The sequence below is a fragment of the Acaricomes phytoseiuli DSM 14247 genome, from assembly GCF_000376245.1.
Taxonomy (GTDB): Bacteria; Actinomycetota; Actinomycetes; order Actinomycetales; family Micrococcaceae; genus Renibacterium; species Renibacterium phytoseiuli.
The window spans coordinates 24,864-42,013 of record NZ_AQXM01000043.1 but is presented as its reverse complement, the minus strand read 5'-3'; the positions used below and the strand labels follow the sequence as shown (position 1 = coordinate 42,013).

Sequence of the window (17,150 nt, the reverse complement as noted above, 5' to 3'; positions counted from 1 at the left end):
CCTGAAGAACAACGGCCTTATCGGCTCCATGGGCCGGTCCTACGGAGCTGGCGATAACGCGAGCATGGAGAGTTTCTTCAGCCTGCTTCAGAAGAACGTGCTCAACACGAGATGCTGGAACACTCGCGCTGACCTCCGCCTCGCGATCGTTTCCTGGATCGAAACGAAGTACAACCGAAGACGCCGGCAACGCGGCCTCGGCAAACTCACTCCCGTAGAGTTTGAGACGATCTACACGGACGCGAAAGCGGCCTGATCACCCCAAACCCCAACTGTCAACCAAACCCGGGACAGACCCGAGTACCGTTACCCGACCTCGAACGTTATCTGCGGTCTGCGTAATGGTGGTTGCTATGCGAACTTCCAGGGGTTGCCTTCCGGCCCGACATCGATAATTCTGACCCCTACTAAAGAAGCTTTCTTAAGTCAGGGAGGTATCAGAGCGGAATGGGCCAATCAGAATTACGAGAATGGACGTCTAGGCTACCCCACCAGTGATGAAATTTACCCGGCACCGGGCGAGGCTTATCAGACCTATGAAGGCGGAACCATCTTCTACAAGGCTGGTCAAGGTACTCGGATTCAATATAAATAAGAACTAACTCCTGACAGCATTGCGGGGTAACACCAACTAGTGTTGCCCCGCAATGCTGTCTCCCTGTCAAGAATTACTCACCCGGCGCCAGGCTAGGCCGCGGTAAGCCGAAGACTTCCTTGAGTGCCAGCTCGGCTGCTTGCAGGCCGGCCATGCCGTGCACACCCGGCCCCGGAGCCGTGCCTGCAGAGCACAGGTAGGTACCCGGTAGCGGAGTCTGCCAGGGTGTGGGGCTGAGTACCGGCCGGGCGAGGAGCTGGCGAAGATCAACCCGCCCGGTGCCGAAGTCCCCGCCCGGGTAGTTGGCGTTGTACTTCGATAGTTCCGCCGCCGGAGTCACCCGGAATCCCACGATGAGATCCCGGAAGCCCGGTGCGAAGCGCTCGATCTGCGCGATCATCGCGGCGCTCATATCCCTATCCGAGCCCGCCGGGACGTGACAGTAAGACCACACGATCTCCCGCCCGGCAGGCGCCCGGCCAGAATCGAAGCGGCTCGGTTGGGAGACCAGAACATAAGGCCGCTCCGGATGCTGCCCCCGCGCCACCTGGGCCTCCGCGGCGGCGACCTCCGCCCGGGCCCCGGCGACATGCACGGTCCCCGCCCCGCTCAGTTCCGTGTACTGCCAGGGGATGGGCCCGGAAAGAATGAAGTCCACCTTGCAGGCGGCGTTCCCGTACTCGAACCGGTTCAGCGACTTCAGGTAGCCGGTGCGCAGCTGGCCCGGAGTCAGCTCTGCCAGTGCGGTAGGCGCGATATCCAGTAGCCTCGCTCTGGCCTGCGGCAAATCGGCCAAGGCGGTGACCGGACTGCCGAGGTGGAGACGGCCACCATGGGCGGTGAAGTCGGCGAGCAACGCCTGGGTGATCTGCTGCGAACCGCCCCGTGGGATCGGCCAGCCGACGGTATGAGCCAGATGGCTCAGGACGAGCCCCGCGGCTGCCGTGGCCGGGCGCGGCTGCGGGGTCACGGTATGTGCCGCAGCTCCGCTCAGCAGTGCCGGGGCGGCCTCGCCCCGGAAGCCCAGATTCCAGGCAGGGGTGCCTTGCCAGGCGGTGCCGAGCCCTAAAGCGAGAAGCGCCGGGAAGAGTCGCACTAGAGCATCTGGCCGGCGAAGCAGCGGATGCATGGAGACATCCAGGACTTCTTCGCTGTGCCGGATGAGTGGGCCGAGCAGTCGCCGATAGGCCCTGCCGTCCCTGCCCAGGTTAGCTACGGTCCGCTCCAGGTCGTGGTAGGCCAGGGCCGCCCGGCCGCCATCCAGCGGGTGACCATAAGAGATCTCCGGCACGAACCAGTCGATCCGCTCCGCCAAACCGAACTCGGCGAAAAACGGCGAAGCAAAAGCCATGGGGTGCACTGCGGAGCAGGCATCGTGCCAGTGGCCTGGTTCGATCAGCTGCTCGGTGCGGGTACCCCCGCCCGGAGTGTCCCGGGCTTCATACAGTTCCACCTCGAGCCCGGCACGGGCCAGGGTCACCGCAGCGGCCAGCCCATTGGGGCCGGCACCGACGACAATGGCATCGGTTCCGCTCACCTAGAGACCCCCGCTAAGCCGGCTTTGCTCTTGTCTTTACTCTTGCCTTCGCCGTTACTCTTACCCGGTTTCTGTTCCTGAGCCGGCGGCATTCTGGTTTCCCGGAGCCGGGCCCAGATCGCGCGCAGTTTCCGCTCGGCCCACTGATAGCTGCGATTCCGGATGAAGATGACATCGGCGGCCACCATCGCCAAGGAGAACAGACCCAGACCCATGACCACGCCGATCATCAAATGCATGGCGCTAATGCCCAGCAAGCCGATGATCCTGGTCCAGCGCTGCAGGAGCATCAGCGGGAAGGCGATCTGGATCGCCACTGAGAAGAAGGTCACTAGCCCGACCATCACGCCATTGCTGTAGAGCATCTCGTTCAGCCAGGGCCAGATATTGAACCGGTCGGAGGCCAGGGGGAAGTACACTGCGGTACCGGATCGCCAAGTGTCCCCCGCGAGCTTGGCGAGCCCGGCGATGGCGTAGATGGTGAACAGCTGATAGGCGATGGCGATCAGGGCGACATTATGAATACCCGCCGGAACCCAGGAAGGCAGGAGCCGCTCCGCGGAAAGCGGATACGGCCGCTTTCCGGCGAGCGCCCGGCGGCGGCGGCGCCAGGCGTCGACGGACCAATGCTGAGACCAGTCGGTGAAGCAGAACAGCAGGAGCATGATCCGGTAAGCATTGTCCTGAGCGTCGGTGACCGCGGGGTTCGAGTTCACCAGGCTGGTCATGAGATAGAGCACCACGATGGCTGAGGTGCGGCTCAAGAACCCCACCATGAGGCTCAGCCCGGCGAGCCCGAGGAGCAGGAATTTCAGGGTGAACAACACGGTGCCGTCATCCGGGGTGTAGAACGTGAAGGGCGGGCCCCAGATCGAATTCCAGCGCAAGGGCTCGGCCCACTGCGCGCCGCTGCCCCACAGCACATTCCGGGGCCCGAAGTTCGTCACGACGAAGAGCACCGCGATGAGTCCGTAGAGAATCCGGGCCATGCTCACGCCGTAACTCGCCCGCTTGCCGTCGAGGAGCCAACGCTCCAGGCGGTAATAGAGGTCTTTGGTTCTGGCTACTAGCTCCGGCCAGGGATTGAGCTGCTCCGTGGGGGGCTGCGGGGCGTTCATCGTGAGGCCCCTTGAGTCGGCATTCCCTGAACATAATCGCGATACACCTGAAGGTCAATGCCAGGGCTCGGTAACGGGCTGCGCCACCCTGAAGTAATCACGCTGGGGGTGGCTCGCTTATCCGTACCGCGATCTTCGAAGTTTGGCACGTTCTGCTGAGTGTGCTGAGTCTGGACCGAGATGATCTCTTCTTCCGGCCAGAGGGCCTGGGCGATATTCGTCGATAGCATTACGAGCGCCTGATCAGTACGCGCCATTCCGGTATACGCCCCGGAAGCCTTGGCGTCCGGCGCCTGCGCCAGGTGGTCTATCAGCTGCTGGGGCCAGTCCTCGCCATCGAAATTTTGGCCGAAGATCTTTTTCTGTTCCGCAGACAGGGTTGCGAAATCTCCGGAATACGTGGCTGCCAGCCCGAAGCTGGAGATGAGGAGTTTGGAGGGGATGGGGTGCGAGCGAATTGATGAGTCGATATCGTGCTGGCTGATATTCACGAATTCGCTGACCCGCTCCGCCCCGGTTTGCCGATCCCGCAGGGTAGCCCTGAAGAGCACCCGGGCATCGACGAATTCCGGATCCGGCGCGAATACGTTCCATGCCTGATTGAACATCGGCAGCATATAGGAGCTGAGGTTCTGTGTGCCCACCGCGTTCTGGACGGGCAGATTTCCGCTGCCCCAGACGAAGGTGGCAAAAACATGCCAGCCGAGGACCATCGCCAGGACAGCGAGGAAGATCCGGGCACCGAGTGGTCGTTTGGTATCACCGGGTGGCAACGCTGCCGCCTGAGACGGTGAGGATTCTTTCACCATGTCATTCTTTCCGCACAGAGTGTTTCTGAAGCTTTTTCTGAAGCTTAAGGCACTGGTGGCGTGTCTGCCGAGGGGGAGACAGACACGCCACCAGCTATTCATTTATAGGCCCATCAAAGACGGGCGGTTCATCAGGCCTTGCTGCGCCGTGACCGGGAGAAGACCAGTGCTGCGGCCCCTCCGATCAAGGCGAGTGCAGCGAGGCCGAGCGGGATCGCTGTCTCGGCACCGGTAGCTGCCAGCGAGCTACCCGTGCTGCTGCCGCGCACGCTGCCAGCGGTGGCACCGTCGTTGGTCGCTCCGCCAGAGGTGGAGTTACCAGCTGTGTTGCCTCCCGTGCCGGGATCAGCTGCGTCGAGCACCGCGAGCGGTGTCATGGCAGAGATGCCGTCATCCGTCATCCCCGTAACCGTGAGTGTCTGAGCCGGCAGGTCCAGCGGCACGGTCAGCGTGGTGAAGGGCACGTTGCCGTTGGCATCGGTCTGAACCTTTGCCCAATCTCCCACTACGGCACCTGACGGGTCGTTCAACCGCAGGGTGACCGTGACCGATGCGGGCCAGCCGTTACCAGCGATCGTAGCCTTCTCACCCGGCTTCACCTGCGACGGCACGGCCACCAGGGTCGGGTTGGACGCGGTCGGGTTGGACGCGGTCGGGTTGGACGCGGTCGGGTTGGACGCGGTCGGGTTGGACGCGGTCGGGTTCGTGCCGGGGCCCGGACCTGGATCAACCGTGTAAGGCGCCTCAGCCGTCATGCTGCCCTGAGTTCCAACCACCGTGTACTCGCCTGCTGGAGTGCCGGCGGGTACCGGCAGATCGGTGGCGGGCAGGGTGCCGTCGCTGTTCGGGGTCACCGAAACCGGATCGCCACGGGCTGGCCGTCAGCGTCGTTCAGTTGCACCGAAACAGGACCACCAGCAGGGTCGAAGCCCTCACCGGTGACACTTGTGCTCTTGCCGTCCTGCACCGAAGCCGGAGCCGCGGTGATCGTCGGAGCGGCTGCGGCAGCGTCAGCGAATACCGTCGAGGAGGAGATGCTGACCCGGGCTAGACCGTCGCGCGGGTCGGGAACCTGAGCGAAAGGCGTTCCGCCGCCGGGCAGGCCGCCCGGGAACAGGACCGCGGTGAGCGCCCGGACGGTGTAAGCCTTCGGGCTGGCGATATCAGCGGGCCGTCCCTCAAGGGTCGGCTGGTCGTTGATGATGAGCCGAGCTGCCTGCTGGAAAGCCATGAAGACTGGTTCTACAGCGGCCAGAATCGGATCAGTGACACCCTTCACGATGGTGGTGATAGGACCACCCGGAGCGGTGATCTGGTTCAGCAGAGCGTCCAGAGGAGTTCCCAGCGCCGTTTTCAGCGGGGTCACGAGCACTGGCTTGAGTGCGTTCACCACAACAGATGAAGGAATGTTCACGGCCGGCAAGAGCGGCGGCTTGAGCGAGATGTCCTGGGCGGTGATCACCGGATCCCCGGCCCCGGCCACTCCAGTGACCTGCGCCAAGGTGCCGGAGACCTCGAAGCCGGTCGTGGCGGTCACCGTGGCTACGGAAGCTTCGGCGGTGGCTTTGATGGTCACCTTGACGTTATTCAGCAGGGCATCCTTGAAGCCCGTGTTGAGCTTGTCGACGATGGCGTCGGCCACATCTGACACGCCACCGAGCTAGTCCTGGACCATTTTGCTGTCCAGGATGTCGGTGTTCGGGGGGAGCCCGTTCAGATCAGTGGCATCGGCGCCTTTGTAGAGCTTGGCGATGTCGACATCGGCCAGACCGGTGTTGAGGTCTAGGGTGACCGCACCGTTCTTGCTCTTAATGGTCGTCGGCAGGCTCGCGGTCAGGGCGTTGAAGGCATCGTCGATGCCGGAGAACGTGACCGTGCTTCCGGTGGTCTTGAGCTTGGCTACGCCAAGATCGAGGTTGATCGCGTTGACCGCGGTCTGGAGAGCGGTGGTGATAGCACCGTTGCTTCCCAGAGCGGCGGTCACCGTGTCCTTGACCGGGCCGAGGCCTCCGGTGACGCCACCGATGATGGTGCCGACCGGCGGAACCTGAAGCCGCGCGTGAGCATCAGCGAAGTCGTAGCTGGTCTCTGGCGTACCGCCCTCAGTCACCTTGATGCTCGTGGATAGGGAGTTGGCGTCGACCTCAGCCGCGCTGACCAGCTGATGAGCGACGTCGATCTTGAGCTGATCGAGCAGGACGCGCAGATCGATCTTGGCATTGCCATTGCTGCTGGGGTCCTGTGGATTGGTCGGGGTGACTGAGCCGTCTGAGCTCACGGCACCCGCAGCGGCGTTCGCTCTTCCATCAGCAGCTTTGGAGTAGGAGTTCAGCGCTCCGACGCTGCCGCCGATATCTAACAGACCGGGCTGATCGCCGTCCTTGAGCAGCGGGATGCTGATATTGGGGAGCTGGATGGCTTTGCCGCCGAACACCTCAAGGTAGATCGGCTGGAAGTCAGGGCCCGGTTTCGTGGGGAAACTAGCCGAGGTGACTCCGGCTTCGGCAATGGCCGAGCCGCCCAGGAAAGCACCCACGATGGAACCCCGTGCTTCTGAAGGGTCACCGGTAGGGGTCTCAATGGCATGAGCCGGTCCTGCGAGTGGCAGTGCGATAAGGGAGGCGGCTAAAGCGCCTCCGAGGACTTTGGCGGCTAAACCGCCTGCTGGGATGGTACTGCGCGGTCGGCGCCGTTGGAATACATTCACGTTCTTCCCTCGAATCTATCGTGCAGTTCTAGGTACTCCATGGTCCAGCGCCCGCCGCATCACTCGTTATGCCTCATCCGAGAATTCCGCATAGCCAAGAAACTTGACGACCTGCATTCCGGTCCTTGATACGTGCGACAGGCCATAGAGCACACCTGACCCCAACTGTCAACCAAACCCGGGGCAGACCCGTTGCCAGACTATTCCTGATGAATAATGCTGGCAACGAAGTTAAGAAAACATTTGAGACAGCAAAGTTCTGAGTCGCGACGATCGGTTATAAATTTCGGCCAATGGTATTTTTCGGCGTTCAATCAGTGGGCCGGAGCCAGGCCCGAAAAGTGACTTGGGTCACTGGAATCATTGATATTTGAAGGGTTCGAGTGTTTGGGAATCAGGGTTCCGGAGCCTCGAAGACTGCTGCCAGGGGTTCGCTCTCAGACGGCTCGAATCAGGTTACTTACGAGTACTAATAATTTTTCGCGGTGGTCTGAAATTTTCTAAATATCTTTTATGGCCACCCAGCTATACGGGGCGTTAATTATTAACCGATAGGCTAATAAATATATATCCGGCTGCTTTATACAAGAGATCCGGTCGGTGCTGCCCAAGGGAAGCGCGGACGGTATATTTTCCCGGGGCTCCGAAATCGGGGCTCCGAAATCGGGGCTCCGAATCGTGAGCCGCTCGGTAGAATGGCAGCCGGCGCTCTTGCGGCGCATAGCACTCACGAATCAGGGAAATGAGGCGCGGTACAGGGTGAACACCAAGACGACCCCGAGGTTCGCTGAACTCGGAAGCCGCTACTACGGGGTTCTCCTGGCGACCATGGCGGTGATCGTGGTGCTCTCCGGCATCGGGGCAGCCAAGGGCGTGCAGTTCGGCCCCATCATCACCGATGGCGGGTTCTTCCTCTTCCCTTTCGCCTACATCCTCGGTGATGTGATCAGCGAGGTCTACGGCTTCAAGGCGGCGCGCAAGGCCATTCTGACGTCATTCGCCATGTCGGCTTTCGCCTCGGTCTGCTACTGGATCATCATCATCCTGCCGGGGTTCGACGACGAGTTCGGCCGGGAGAAGCAAGCTGCGTTAGAAACCGTCCTCGGCCCGGTGCCGCAGCTCGTGCTGGGATCCCTGCTGGCGTTCCTGGCCGGTCAGCTCATCAACTCGCAGATCGTGGTGCGACTCAAAGCGCGTCAGGGCGAACGGCGCCTATGGCTGCGGCTGCTGGGCTCCTCGGGGTTGGGCCAGTTCGTGGACACGCTGATCTTCTGCGCTGTCGCCGCCCCCGTGATCGGGATCACCGGGGCACCGGATTTCCTTAACTACTTGATTGTCGGCTTCGTGTACAAGGTGACCCTGCAATATGCCCTCATCCCGGTGACCGCGGTGTTCATCGGCTGGATCAAACGCCGGGAACCAGGTTATGCGGCAGAGGTTGCAAGCACCCCGCCTTCGACTCAACCGTAGTAAGCGCCCAGGGTTTCGGCTTTGTAGTCGGCGAAATCTCCCGCGGTGATGGCCTCCCGAGCCTGATCGACCAGTCGGATCACGAAACGCTCGTTATGGATCGAGATGAGCGTCGCGGAGACCATCTCCTTCGCCCGGTACAGGTGGTGAATATAGGCTCTGGTGTAATGCGTGCAGGTGTAGCAGTCGCAGCCGTCCATGAGCGGGGCGAAGTCCCTTTTGTACCTGGCGTTGGAAAGGTTCTTCCGGCCCCGGGGGGTGTAGAAGGCCGAGTTCCGGGCCACCCGGGTGGGCGAGACGCAATCGAAAGTGTCCGCGCCGTTCTCAATGGCGGTGAAGATATCATCCGGTTCGGAGATGCCCAGCAAGTGCTTCGGTTTGTCTTCCGGCAGCTCTTCGCAGCACCAGCGCACGATGGTGCCCAGATTTTGCTTCTCCAGAGCTCCACCCAGCCCGAAGCCGTCGAAGCTGCGCCCCTGCTCGCCGGAAGTGGCAGTTTCCGCCGGAACCGCCATCGCGGCGAGATCACGGCAGGCTTTGCGCCGGAGATCTTCGTATTGCGCTCCCTGGATCACCCCGAAAAGCGCCTGATACGGCTTCTCGGAGCGCTCCACGGTGAGCCTGTCGTGCTCCACCAGGCAGCGCTCGGCCCAGAGCCTGGTGCGCTCCAGGGCTTCTTCCTGATAGCCCCGGGAGTTATGCAAGGTGGTCAGCTCATCGAAAGCGAACATGACATCGGCGCCGAGTTGATGCTGCACCTGCATGGAGACTTCCGGGCTGAAACGATGCCGGCTGCCATCCAGATGGGACTTAAACCACACGCCGTCATCGTCGATATGTGCCAGGCGCTCGCGCCCCGGCGCCACCGCGCCATCCCCGGCCGTGGCTGCCGCGCCCATATCGATGATTTTCTTGAACCCCGAGCCCAGGCTCATCACCTGGAAGCCGCCCGAGTCGGTGAAGGTCGGCCCCGGCCAGTTCATGAAAGAGCCGAGGCCGCCGGCTTCATCGACGATATCCGGGCCCGGCTGCAGGTAGAGATGATAGGCGTTGGCGAGCAGCGCCTGTGAGCCCACCTCGGCCATGGACTCGGGAAGCACGGCTTTGACCGTAGCCTTGGTGCCCACGGGAACGAAGGCCGGGGTCTGGATGATGCCATGCGGGGTGCTGATAGTGCCGGTTCTGCCCAGCAACTCGGCCTCGCTGCCCGAACCGCTCTCCCGGAGCCTGGTACCGACGCGGAACCTGAAATCTCCTGCAATCACCCGGCTAGTCCCCCCGAACGCCGCTGAAGGCCAGGGCCTGGCGCACCAGCTCGCCCCGTCCGCCGGCGAACTCTCCCTGCACGAAGGGGCTGAGTACATCCTGTGGGCTCATCCAGGTGAGCTCCAGGGCATCTTGGCGGGGATTGCATTCCCCGGTCACCGGAATCACATAAGCCAGCGCCACTGCGTGTTGGCGCTCATCGGTCAACCCGGTCTGCGAAGGCGAAGGGAAGTATTCGGCCACCGTGAAAGGCACCGGGCTGATCGGCAATTGCGGCAGGGCCAGCGGCCCAAGATCTTTCTCCAGGTGCCGCAGCAGCGCAGCCCGGACGGTTTCCCGGTAGAGCACCCGGCCGGAGACCAGTGATCGGATCATCGAGCCGTCATCGTCGACCTGGAGCAGCAGGCCTACCTCCGTGACGAATCCGAGTGGATCCAGCCGTACCGGCACGGCCTCGACATAGACCATGGGCAAGCGGCTCCGCGCTTCATAGAGATCCTCATCGGAGAGCCAGCCAGGGTACGGATCCGGGGTGCGAACAGCCATGGTCTTAGTTTTACCTGATTCCGGTCAGCATGCGAAGGATCCCGGCCTGAATGAACGGTGTGCCGCATAGCCCTCGCTCAGCTAAAGCGAGGAGAATCGACGGTGATGCCCATCAGCCCTTCTCCCACTCTACGCGGACCGGAACGCACTGTGATCGCCCGGCTGCGGGTGCCAGTGCTGCTCGTGATCTTCGGAGTGGCCGGTTTCCTCTGGGTTCTGGACACCATGCGCAACGGCACCGGGCTCTCTGCCTTGGACCCTTCCGCACACGCCTGGGCGATCAGCCTCCGGACGCCCTGGCTCACTGCGGTACTGGCGATCATCACCACCGCGGCGGCCCCGTTCTGGCTGACACTCATCGTGATCGTGGTGACTCTCGCGTGGGGCTTCCTCGGCAGGCAATGGTGGCGCCCGCTGCTACTGGCGCTGGCCATGCTCACCGTCGTAGCAGTCTCCACCTCGCTCAAACACGCTGTGCAACGGCACCGGCCGCCCAGTGCGGAGATGCTGCTAGGCCCCTTGGGCAGCCCGTCCTTCCCCTCCGGTCACGCGCTCGCCGCCGCGGTGTTCTTCGCCGCCCTCGCCTATCTGCTGCTCAGTCGCACAAGCACTCGGGCCCGGGCCTTCTGGCTGATCGCCGGCGCCATCATCGGCACCGCCCTGGTCGCCATCAGTCGGCTTTACCTGGGTTATCACTGGCTTTCGGATCTCGCTGCATCAGGCTTCCTGGCGGTGGCCATCATGGGTTTAGTGGTGATCGCGGACAGATTCAGACCAGCTGCAGCCGATGGGCTGACTCGAAGGCCATCCACGCCTGAAGCTGACCGGACAGCCCCACCGGGCGCCCCGGCGGAAAGCACTTCGCCGCACTCAGCTGAAGATCCTCCGTGAACACATTCTGCGCCGAGCCAGAGGTCCAGAGCTGTTCCGCGGTGCTCAGCACCAGCTGATGCGCTAGGGCGCGGCTCGGCTCGGGCAGTCCGTCATGCCGGGCAGCCAAGGCGAGGTATCGCAGCAGGATTCCGGTGAACAGGCCACGATCCCCGTCGCCGTGCAAACGGACCATTCCGTTCTCGGTGAGTCCGGAGGAGATGCCCGCGATCAGTTCAGCCGCTCGTTCCAGGTTGCCCGCATGATCGGCCAGCTCCAGCAGTGCTCCGAGCACGGGCCCCTGGTTGTAGCTCCAGACCGTGCCCTCCCGTTCCGGACCATCCTGGCGCAGGTGAAGGCCATCGACATAGACACCCGGTTCCGCATCCCATAACCGCTCATGCAGCCAGTCGAGGATCTCCTGAGCGCGCTCTTCATCGCCGGTTCTGGCGAAGTACAGCGCTGCCGGCCCATTGGCCGCGGTGTTCTTGTAATCGCGTTTCTTCGACCAGTAGATGCCGCCGCCCAGTTCATCGCTCAGGGCTTGGTGCAGTTGTCTGCCCAGGCTTCGGTGCACGCGGCGGGAGCCCCGGAAATCGCGGCCGCGGGCGGCCCGGGAAAGCTGCTGCGCCCGGTCCACGGCGAGGGCCAGCCAGGCCATATCGTCGTAGAAACTGTTGACTAGCACGAAGAAGTTCCGCAGCCTGATACCACGCAGCAGTGCACGCGCCCGGCTGAGGTCCACGGCTTCTCCGGCAATACTTCGGCGCCATTGCGCATCGATCAGACAGTCCAGGTAATGGGCCTGCCACCAATAGTTCCACTCCCGGAGCCTGGTTGTGAGGCCAGCTGCTCCGGCACTGGTCCGGCCGAGCCAGGTGTTGGGAAGCCCCAGCACCCGGTGCCCGAAGCGATGGTTCACGGCATTCTCTGCGATGGCGGCACGGCGAGCCCATTCCGCGGCCGAGGTCCTGGATTGCTGCACCCATCCAGACTATGCCCGCAGGACGCCGGGGCTGCGCCGAATCGGGCAGCGACAGCCGGGGTGTTGCGGGCGTGCCGGAGTTCTTCGGACAAGTTTCTGCGGGCAGGGGCTTCTCAGCTGCCGGATTCCAATTAGTATTCATTAACATCAGGCGGCTGCCAGAACTTCTGGAACATTGTCTCAATCTCAATGAGGAGGAGCCATGGAGCTCACGAGCACACCGGCAACGGTAGCGATGGTCACCGGCGGAGCCTCAGGGCTCGGCGCGGCCACCGCCCGGCGCCTGCATGCCGACGGTGCGGCAGTCGTCATCGTTGATCTACCAGCGTCCCGAGGTGCCGAGCTCGCCGATGAGCTGAATGCGCGGCGGCCCGGAAGCGCCGCCTTCGCCGCCGCTGATGTCACTGATGAAGTTCAGACCAAGGATGCACTCAGCGTAGCTGCCAGCCTTGGCGCCCTGCGGATCCTGGTGAACTGCGCCGGGATCGGTACGCCGGGGAAGGTTCTGGGCAAAACCGGCGTCCTGCCGCTGCAGGACTTCAGCCGGGTTCTCCAGGTCAACCTGATCGGCACTTTCAACGTCATCCGACTCGGTGCGGAGATGATCGCCACCCAGGAGCCGTTACCGGATCAGCATGGCAGCGAGCATCGCGGGGTGATCGTCAACACCGCCTCGGTGGCCGCCTTCGACGGGCAGATCGGCCAGGCGGCCTATGCGGCCTCCAAAGGCGCAGTAGCCGCGATGACCTTGCCGATCGCGCGGGAACTGGCGCGCTCGGGGATCCGAGTGATGACCGTCGCCCCAGGAATCTTCGCTACCCCGATGATGTCGGGCCTGCCCCAGGCCGCGCAGGACTCCCTGGCTGTTCAGGTCCCCTTCCCCTCCCGGCTGGGGGAGCCCGAAGAGTATGCGGCGCTGGTAGCGCATATCGTGAGCAATGACATGCTCAACGGCGAAACCATTCGCCTGGACGGGGCGATCCGGATGCAGCCCCGATGAGCACCCCGGTGCTTCCCGGCGCTGATCTATCTGATGTGCCCGGTGCTGATTTACCCGGTGCTGATTTCTATCAGTTCGAGTCCCGGCTCAACGGTTTCGAACAGCGTAAGCTCGCCGAGCAGCGGGCTTTTCTGACCGAGCATGTCGACCCCTTCTGCATCCAGTGGTGGAATGACGCCGAATTCCCGTCCCAGATCCTGCCGGATCTTGCCGGGCTGGGCCTGACCACGCCGCTGCAGCAAGGGTACAGCCCCTTGTTCGCGGGGTTGGTCATCGCGGAGATGACCCGAGTGGATGCATCTGTCGCCACGTTCTTCATGGTGCATCACGACCTCTTCGTCGAATCGCTGTACCGTTTCGGCAGCGACTCGCAGCGGGAGCGCTACCTCGCCGATGCCCTGGCCCTGCGCACCACGGGCGCCTTCGGGCTCACCGAGCCCGAGCACGGCTCGGATGTCGCCGGAGGCATGGATACCACGGCACGGCGGGAAGGCGACGAATGGGTGCTCAACGGGGCTAAACGCTGGATCGGCAACGGCACCTTCTGCGATTACCTGCTGCTCTGGGCTCAGGACGAATCCGATGGTTCAGTGCGCGGGTTCATCCTGGATACCAGCCTGCCCGGGGTCCGGCGCAGCAAGATCGAGCACAAGATCGCCCTGCGCACGGTGCAGAACGCTCTTATCGAGCTGACGGACGTCCGGGTCGAAGAGGCGGATCGCTTCGCCGGAATCGACTCTTTTCACGACACCAAGGTGCTGCTGCAGGGTTCCCGGATGATGGTGGCCTGGCAGGCCGTAGGCGCTCAGCTGGGCGCTTTCGATATCGCCCGGCAATACGTCATAGAACGTCAGCAGTTCGGCCGCCCGCTGGCATCGTTCCAGCTGGTCCAGGCGCAGCTGGTGAAAATGCTCGGCAATGCGATGTCCTCCATGGCATTGATTGCCCAGCTGACCATGCTGCCGCCGGCTGAGATCTCCATGGACCAGGTGGCTCTCGCCAAGGCCGTGACCACGGAAAGAATGCGGGAGACCGTGGCCCTGGGCCGGGCGCTGCTGGGCGGCAACGGCATCGTGACCGATTACCGGATGGCCAAGTGCTTCGCCGATGCCGAGGCGATGTACACCTACGAGGGCTCCTATGAGATCAACACGCTCATCGTGGGGCGCGCGATCACGGGGCTCAGCGCGATCGTCTAGCGCATCAGCCGTTCTCCGGCCCGTACCGGTGCATCGAGGATATTCTCCGGAACTGGCCGTGGGCAGGTGCCGAAGGGCGTGAACCCGCTGGGCCAGTTGAGCGCATAGTTGAAATCGACGGTGACGATGGCGGCACTGCCATCAGCCTCCGGAGCCGCTGTTCGCAGGTACCGCCAGCCCGCGGTTTCGGCCCCGTTGCTGGCATCGCCGAAGTTGATCAGCAGGCCGCCGTCACTTCCCGGCTGAGCGAGCAATGCAACCTCCGCGCCGGGGCGTCCTGATTCCTCAGGGAGCCACAGGGTGAGCTCCCCGCAGAATTCGGCCTGCGCCGGGACGAGCTCGTGTGCGGTGCCGATCTCGCGCAGAACTGGCTCCGGATAAGCGCGGTACTGCCCGGTGAGTGCCCATTCCTGCTGGTAAGGGAAAACCGGCACCTGCGTGAAGTCACGGAGCAGAGCTGCTGCCGAATCCCTGGTCCTGATGCCGTACCGGCCGCCGCGCAGCACGAGCTCGATCACGATCGTGCCGTAGCGGAACCATTCCAGGGATTCGTCTTCGGCCAGCGAGGCTGTTGCTGTTCTGGTCTGCGTCGTGCTGCCCTCCCGCCCGGGTTCAGCGGTATCCCGGCCCAGTGGCAGGAGCCCTTCCTCTGCCCGGAACCTGACTTCCGCGCGGCCCTCATGCTGCCGCCAGAGCCCGGCAACGAGTTCCAACGATGCGAAGTCCGCCGGCAGCCATTGGAAAGAGGTGAGGCTCAGCCAGCCATGTGGGGCAGGGAGGCTGCGGTCTCGTTCGGCGCGGAAAGCGGACCACTGCTGCTGGCTCTGCTTTTGCTCTTGTTCTTGCTGGGGTGATTCTGCTTCGGCCACAGGCCCAGAGTAGCGGCTATCGCGCCGTGCTGGTGGGTGCCGTACGGCAGACTAGGAGGATGCCTTCCTACCGCGCAGCCCTGCAGATCACCGGCCTACGCCCTGGTCATGATCCGGAAGCGGTCATGGATACCGCGACCGCGGCGGTATCCGAAGAGCATTTGGTCGAGGCGAAATCCCTCGATGTGCCCGCTGGGGTTCCCACGATCACGGTGCGCTTCCTGGTGGAGCCGAGCAGCGAGGGGGAAGAGAATCAGGAAGCGCAGCGGGTATCGGCGCAGATGCAGCACGCCGTAGCCGCCATAGCGCATACCGGCCGGTTACGTACTCTGCGCAGGCAACGCGGCCGGTGGCTGCTGATCGGCTGAGGGCTCCGGCGATTTCGAAAGCTCCGGTTGTTCCATAAGTTTCAGCCCGCTGCGGAACTGCACCTCGCGGCCGCTGATCGGATCGCGGAACTCGAGGCTGCGGGCCAGGAGCTGCAGCGGCCGGTTGTAGTCATCCGGGGATTCGTCCAGAAGCACCGGGTAGAAGGGGTCATTCCGGATTCCCAGGCCGAGGAATGCCATATGCAGCCGCAGCTGATGGGTTTTGCCGGTGTACGGGGTCAGCCGGTACAGCCCTAGCTCCGCCCCAGGCTCTGCCTCTGCTCCCGGCCCTGAGCTAGCCCAGCGCTGCACCAGCTCGATCCCGGTCCGGGTGTTCGGGGCTCCCGGAAGATGCCTGCTCAGCAGGTAATCCCGGCTTTTCTGCATCCGGGTCGCGATGGTCAAGGGCAGGCCGAGATCGGAGCGCACGGGGGCGATGGCCTCGTACTGCTTATGCACCTGACGGCGCTCGAAAAGCAGCTGATACTTGCCTCTGGTCTCCGGATTCGCGGCGAAGAGCAGGACGCCGGCGGTCATTCTGTCCAGCCGGTGGATCGGCACCAGCTCGGGCAGATCCAGGGCTCGCCGCAGCCGGATCAGCGCGGATTCGGCGAGGTACCGGCCGCCCGGAGTGGTCGGCAGGAAATGCGGTTTATCCACGACGATCAGATGCTCATCCCGATGCAGCAGCTGAAGCTGGAAAGGGATGGGCTGCTCTTGTGGTAATTCCCGGTAGTACCAGAGGAAGGCGTGTTCGCCCAGCGGAGTCCCGGCATCGATCACCGTGCCGCCGACTCCGCGGACCTCGCCGCGAGCGAATCTGCTGACGATTCCCTCGGGATCCACGTGCCCGAAGCGTTCCAGAACGTATTCCAGAATGGTCTGCCAAGGCCCATCGGCTGGCAGCCGGAGCCGGGTGGCGTTGACGCCGTGCCGCACCGGCAGCGGGGATTCCATCACCCCACCAGTTTAGGCTTTGGCTGGCAGCGCGGGCAGGAATACAGTGGGCGGCCCGCTTCCTCGGTTTGATGAATCAAGGTGCCGCAGCGATGGCAGGGCCGGTTCGCCCGGCCGTAGACCCAGCTGCGTTCATCGGCCACCAGGCCCGGCAGGCCGGTCGTTATGCGCTGAGTGCGTCGCTTATTCGCTTCCAGCAATCGCCGGGCCTGCTTTACCAACCGGAGCAGATCCGCCTCGACTACCGGGCTGCTGGAGCGCAGCCCAGCGAGGAAGCAGAGCTCATTGCGGTAGATATTGCCTATTCCGGCGAGATTCCGCTGATCCAAAAGCGCCTGGCCGAGGGGGCGCCCAGGCTGAGCTGCGAGCCGGCGCACTGCTTCCGCGGCGTCCCAGTCCGGGCCCAGAAGATCCGGGCCCAGCCCGGAGAGGCGCTCTGCGGCTTCGGCAGGGGACAGTACCTCCAGAATTCCGAGAGAGAAGCCGACCGCAACGGTATCAGCGGTCGTCAGCACAGCCCGTGCGGTATGGGCCGGTCGACGCCAGCGCGAACCGGCCCCCTGCCGGGGGTAGAACTGCCAGATACCACCCATTTTCAGGTGCGAGTGAATGAGTGCGGTGCTGTCTCCTAGAACACCACCGGTGCATTCGATGAGCAGATGCTTGCCCCGGGAGCGGGCGGCGGTAACCTGGCAGCCGCTCAGGTCGGTTGTGGCGAATCGTGGCACGCGCAGATCACAGCCCATCAGCTGCTCGCCGCCGAGCGCGGAGTTCAGCCGCTGGGCTTGCAACCAGACGGTATCGCCTTCAGGCACCTGCCCTCCTCTGCGTTATTGTCTGTGTTCTCGGGGCCG

General features: G+C 63.4%; 18 protein-coding genes and 2 pseudogenes. 8 read left to right on the top strand and 12 right to left on the bottom strand.

Annotation, left to right across the window (positions count from 1 at the left end; all coding sequences use genetic code 11):
- The 3 genes and pseudogenes from C501_RS0102785 to C501_RS14925 all read left to right on the top strand — a co-directional run.
- The coding region (locus tag C501_RS0102785) for an integrase core domain-containing protein (protein ID WP_018133642.1) at positions 1-256 on the top strand (256 nt) is incomplete at its 5' end.
- A 63-nt stretch (positions 257-319) separates the two neighbouring features.
- Positions 320-463, top strand: a pseudogene (locus C501_RS14930) (hypothetical protein); the annotation flags it as partial.
- A complete protein-coding gene (locus tag C501_RS14925; protein ID WP_425393273.1) occupies positions 437-595 on the top strand; it encodes an LGFP repeat-containing protein in 159 nt (52 codons plus the stop codon). The pseudogene C501_RS14930 and the gene C501_RS14925, both read left to right, overlap by 27 nt.
- Before the next feature lie 73 nt (positions 596-668).
- Here C501_RS14925 and C501_RS0102780 read toward each other — a convergent pair whose 3' ends face one another.
- The 6 genes from C501_RS0102780 to C501_RS0102755 all read right to left on the bottom strand — a co-directional run bounded on the left by C501_RS0102780 (position 669) and on the right by C501_RS0102755 (position 6,766).
- Entirely contained in the window at positions 669-2,132 is a 1,464-nt protein-coding gene (locus C501_RS0102780) for a phytoene desaturase family protein (RefSeq protein WP_018134110.1), read from the bottom strand.
- On the bottom strand, positions 2,129-3,250 hold the full coding sequence (locus C501_RS12265) for an HTTM domain-containing protein (RefSeq protein ID WP_018134109.1): 1,122 nt from the start codon (positions 3,248-3,250) through the stop codon (positions 2,129-2,131). The genes C501_RS0102780 and C501_RS12265 overlap by 4 nt, the downstream gene beginning before the upstream one ends.
- Positions 3,247-4,056 carry a DUF5819 family protein gene (locus C501_RS0102770; protein WP_211206328.1) on the bottom strand — a complete coding sequence of 270 codons (810 nt, stop codon included), beginning with the start codon at positions 4,054-4,056 and terminating at the stop codon, positions 3,247-3,249. The genes C501_RS12265 and C501_RS0102770 overlap by 4 nt, the downstream gene beginning before the upstream one ends.
- A gap of 134 nt (positions 4,057-4,190) precedes the next feature.
- The gene (locus tag C501_RS14215) at positions 4,191-4,913 is read right to left on the bottom strand and encodes an LPXTG cell wall anchor domain-containing protein (RefSeq protein WP_018134107.1); all 723 of its coding nucleotides are present in this window, start codon (positions 4,911-4,913) and stop codon (positions 4,191-4,193) included.
- Positions 4,910-5,710: a hypothetical protein gene (locus tag C501_RS0102760; protein ID WP_156807596.1), complete on the bottom strand. Its 801-nt coding sequence runs from the start codon at positions 5,708-5,710 to the stop codon at positions 4,910-4,912. The genes C501_RS14215 and C501_RS0102760 overlap by 4 nt, the downstream gene beginning before the upstream one ends.
- Positions 5,711-5,719: 9 nt before the next feature.
- Positions 5,720-6,766, bottom strand: a complete 1,047-nt coding sequence (locus C501_RS0102755; protein WP_018134105.1) for a choice-of-anchor G family protein — start codon at positions 6,764-6,766, stop codon at positions 5,720-5,722.
- Between the two features lie 759 nt (positions 6,767-7,525).
- Here C501_RS0102755 and C501_RS0102750 point away from each other — a divergent pair.
- The gene (locus tag C501_RS0102750; protein ID WP_043568008.1) at positions 7,526-8,236 is read left to right on the top strand and encodes a queuosine precursor transporter; all 711 of its coding nucleotides are present in this window, start codon (positions 7,526-7,528) and stop codon (positions 8,234-8,236) included.
- Here the strand turns inward: C501_RS0102750 and tgt are convergent.
- Together tgt and C501_RS0102740 are read right to left on the bottom strand one after the other, a co-directional pair.
- Positions 8,227-9,501, bottom strand: coding sequence for a tRNA guanosine(34) transglycosylase Tgt (gene tgt, locus C501_RS0102745; RefSeq protein ID WP_018134103.1), 1,275 nt, complete (start codon positions 9,499-9,501; stop codon positions 8,227-8,229). The two genes, C501_RS0102750 and tgt, sit on opposite strands and share 10 nt — an antisense overlap.
- 4 nt (positions 9,502-9,505) lie before the next feature.
- Positions 9,506-10,048, bottom strand: coding sequence for an NUDIX hydrolase family protein (locus C501_RS0102740; protein WP_018134102.1), 543 nt, complete (start codon positions 10,046-10,048; stop codon positions 9,506-9,508).
- A 105-nt stretch (positions 10,049-10,153) separates the two neighbouring features.
- Here C501_RS0102740 and C501_RS14805 point away from each other — a divergent pair.
- A pseudogene (locus C501_RS14805) lies at positions 10,154-10,795 on the top strand (phosphatase PAP2 family protein); the annotation flags it as partial.
- A 22-nt stretch (positions 10,796-10,817) separates the two neighbouring features.
- Here the strand turns inward: C501_RS14805 and C501_RS0102730 are convergent.
- Positions 10,818-11,903: a glycoside hydrolase family 76 protein gene (locus tag C501_RS0102730; protein ID WP_018134100.1), complete on the bottom strand. Its 1,086-nt coding sequence runs from the start codon at positions 11,901-11,903 to the stop codon at positions 10,818-10,820.
- A gap of 202 nt (positions 11,904-12,105) precedes the next feature.
- Between C501_RS0102730 and C501_RS0102725 the strand changes: the two genes are divergently transcribed.
- Together C501_RS0102725 and C501_RS0102720 are read left to right on the top strand one after the other, a co-directional pair.
- A complete protein-coding gene (locus C501_RS0102725; protein ID WP_018134099.1) occupies positions 12,106-12,903 on the top strand; it encodes a 3-hydroxyacyl-CoA dehydrogenase in 798 nt (265 codons plus the stop codon).
- Positions 12,900-14,102, top strand: a complete 1,203-nt coding sequence (locus tag C501_RS0102720) for an acyl-CoA dehydrogenase family protein (RefSeq protein ID WP_018134098.1) — start codon at positions 12,900-12,902, stop codon at positions 14,100-14,102. The genes C501_RS0102725 and C501_RS0102720 overlap by 4 nt, the downstream gene beginning before the upstream one ends.
- On the opposite strand, the gene C501_RS12255 is transcribed toward C501_RS0102720, so the two are convergent.
- A complete protein-coding gene (locus C501_RS12255; RefSeq protein WP_018134097.1) occupies positions 14,099-14,971 on the bottom strand; it encodes a DUF1684 domain-containing protein in 873 nt (290 codons plus the stop codon). The two genes, C501_RS0102720 and C501_RS12255, sit on opposite strands and share 4 nt — an antisense overlap.
- A gap of 59 nt (positions 14,972-15,030) precedes the next feature.
- Here C501_RS12255 and C501_RS0102710 point away from each other — a divergent pair, with 59 nt between their 5' ends.
- A complete protein-coding gene (locus C501_RS0102710) occupies positions 15,031-15,339 on the top strand; it encodes a hypothetical protein (protein WP_018134096.1) in 309 nt (102 codons plus the stop codon).
- On the opposite strand, the gene C501_RS12250 is transcribed toward C501_RS0102710, so the two are convergent.
- Entirely contained in the window at positions 15,292-16,296 is a 1,005-nt protein-coding gene (locus C501_RS12250) for a pseudouridine synthase (protein WP_018134095.1), read from the bottom strand. The genes C501_RS0102710 and C501_RS12250 overlap by 48 nt on opposite strands.
- Positions 16,296-17,111: a DNA-formamidopyrimidine glycosylase family protein gene (locus C501_RS0102700; protein ID WP_018134094.1), complete on the bottom strand. Its 816-nt coding sequence runs from the start codon at positions 17,109-17,111 to the stop codon at positions 16,296-16,298. Before C501_RS0102700 ends, C501_RS12250 begins: the two co-directional genes overlap by 1 nt.
- Positions 17,112-17,150 lie beyond the last annotated feature (39 nt).

Bases quoted from the DNA above. Each gene is read 5' to 3' on its own strand.
- C501_RS12265 (WP_018134109.1), bottom strand. From the start codon at position 3,250: ATGAACGCCCCGCAGCCCCCCACGGAGCAGCTCAATCCCTGGCCGGAG.
- C501_RS0102740 (WP_018134102.1), bottom strand. From the start codon at position 10,048: ATGGCTGTTCGCACCCCGGATCCGTACCCTGGCTGGCTCTCCGATGAG.
- C501_RS0102725 (WP_018134099.1), top strand. From the start codon at position 12,106: ATGGAGCTCACGAGCACACCGGCAACGGTAGCGATGGTCACCGGCGGA.
- C501_RS0102720 (WP_018134098.1), top strand. From the start codon at position 12,900: ATGAGCACCCCGGTGCTTCCCGGCGCTGATCTATCTGATGTGCCCGGT.
- C501_RS0102710 (WP_018134096.1), top strand. From the start codon at position 15,031: ATGCCTTCCTACCGCGCAGCCCTGCAGATCACCGGCCTACGCCCTGGT.
- C501_RS12250 (WP_018134095.1), bottom strand. From the start codon at position 16,296: ATGGAATCCCCGCTGCCGGTGCGGCACGGCGTCAACGCCACCCGGCTC.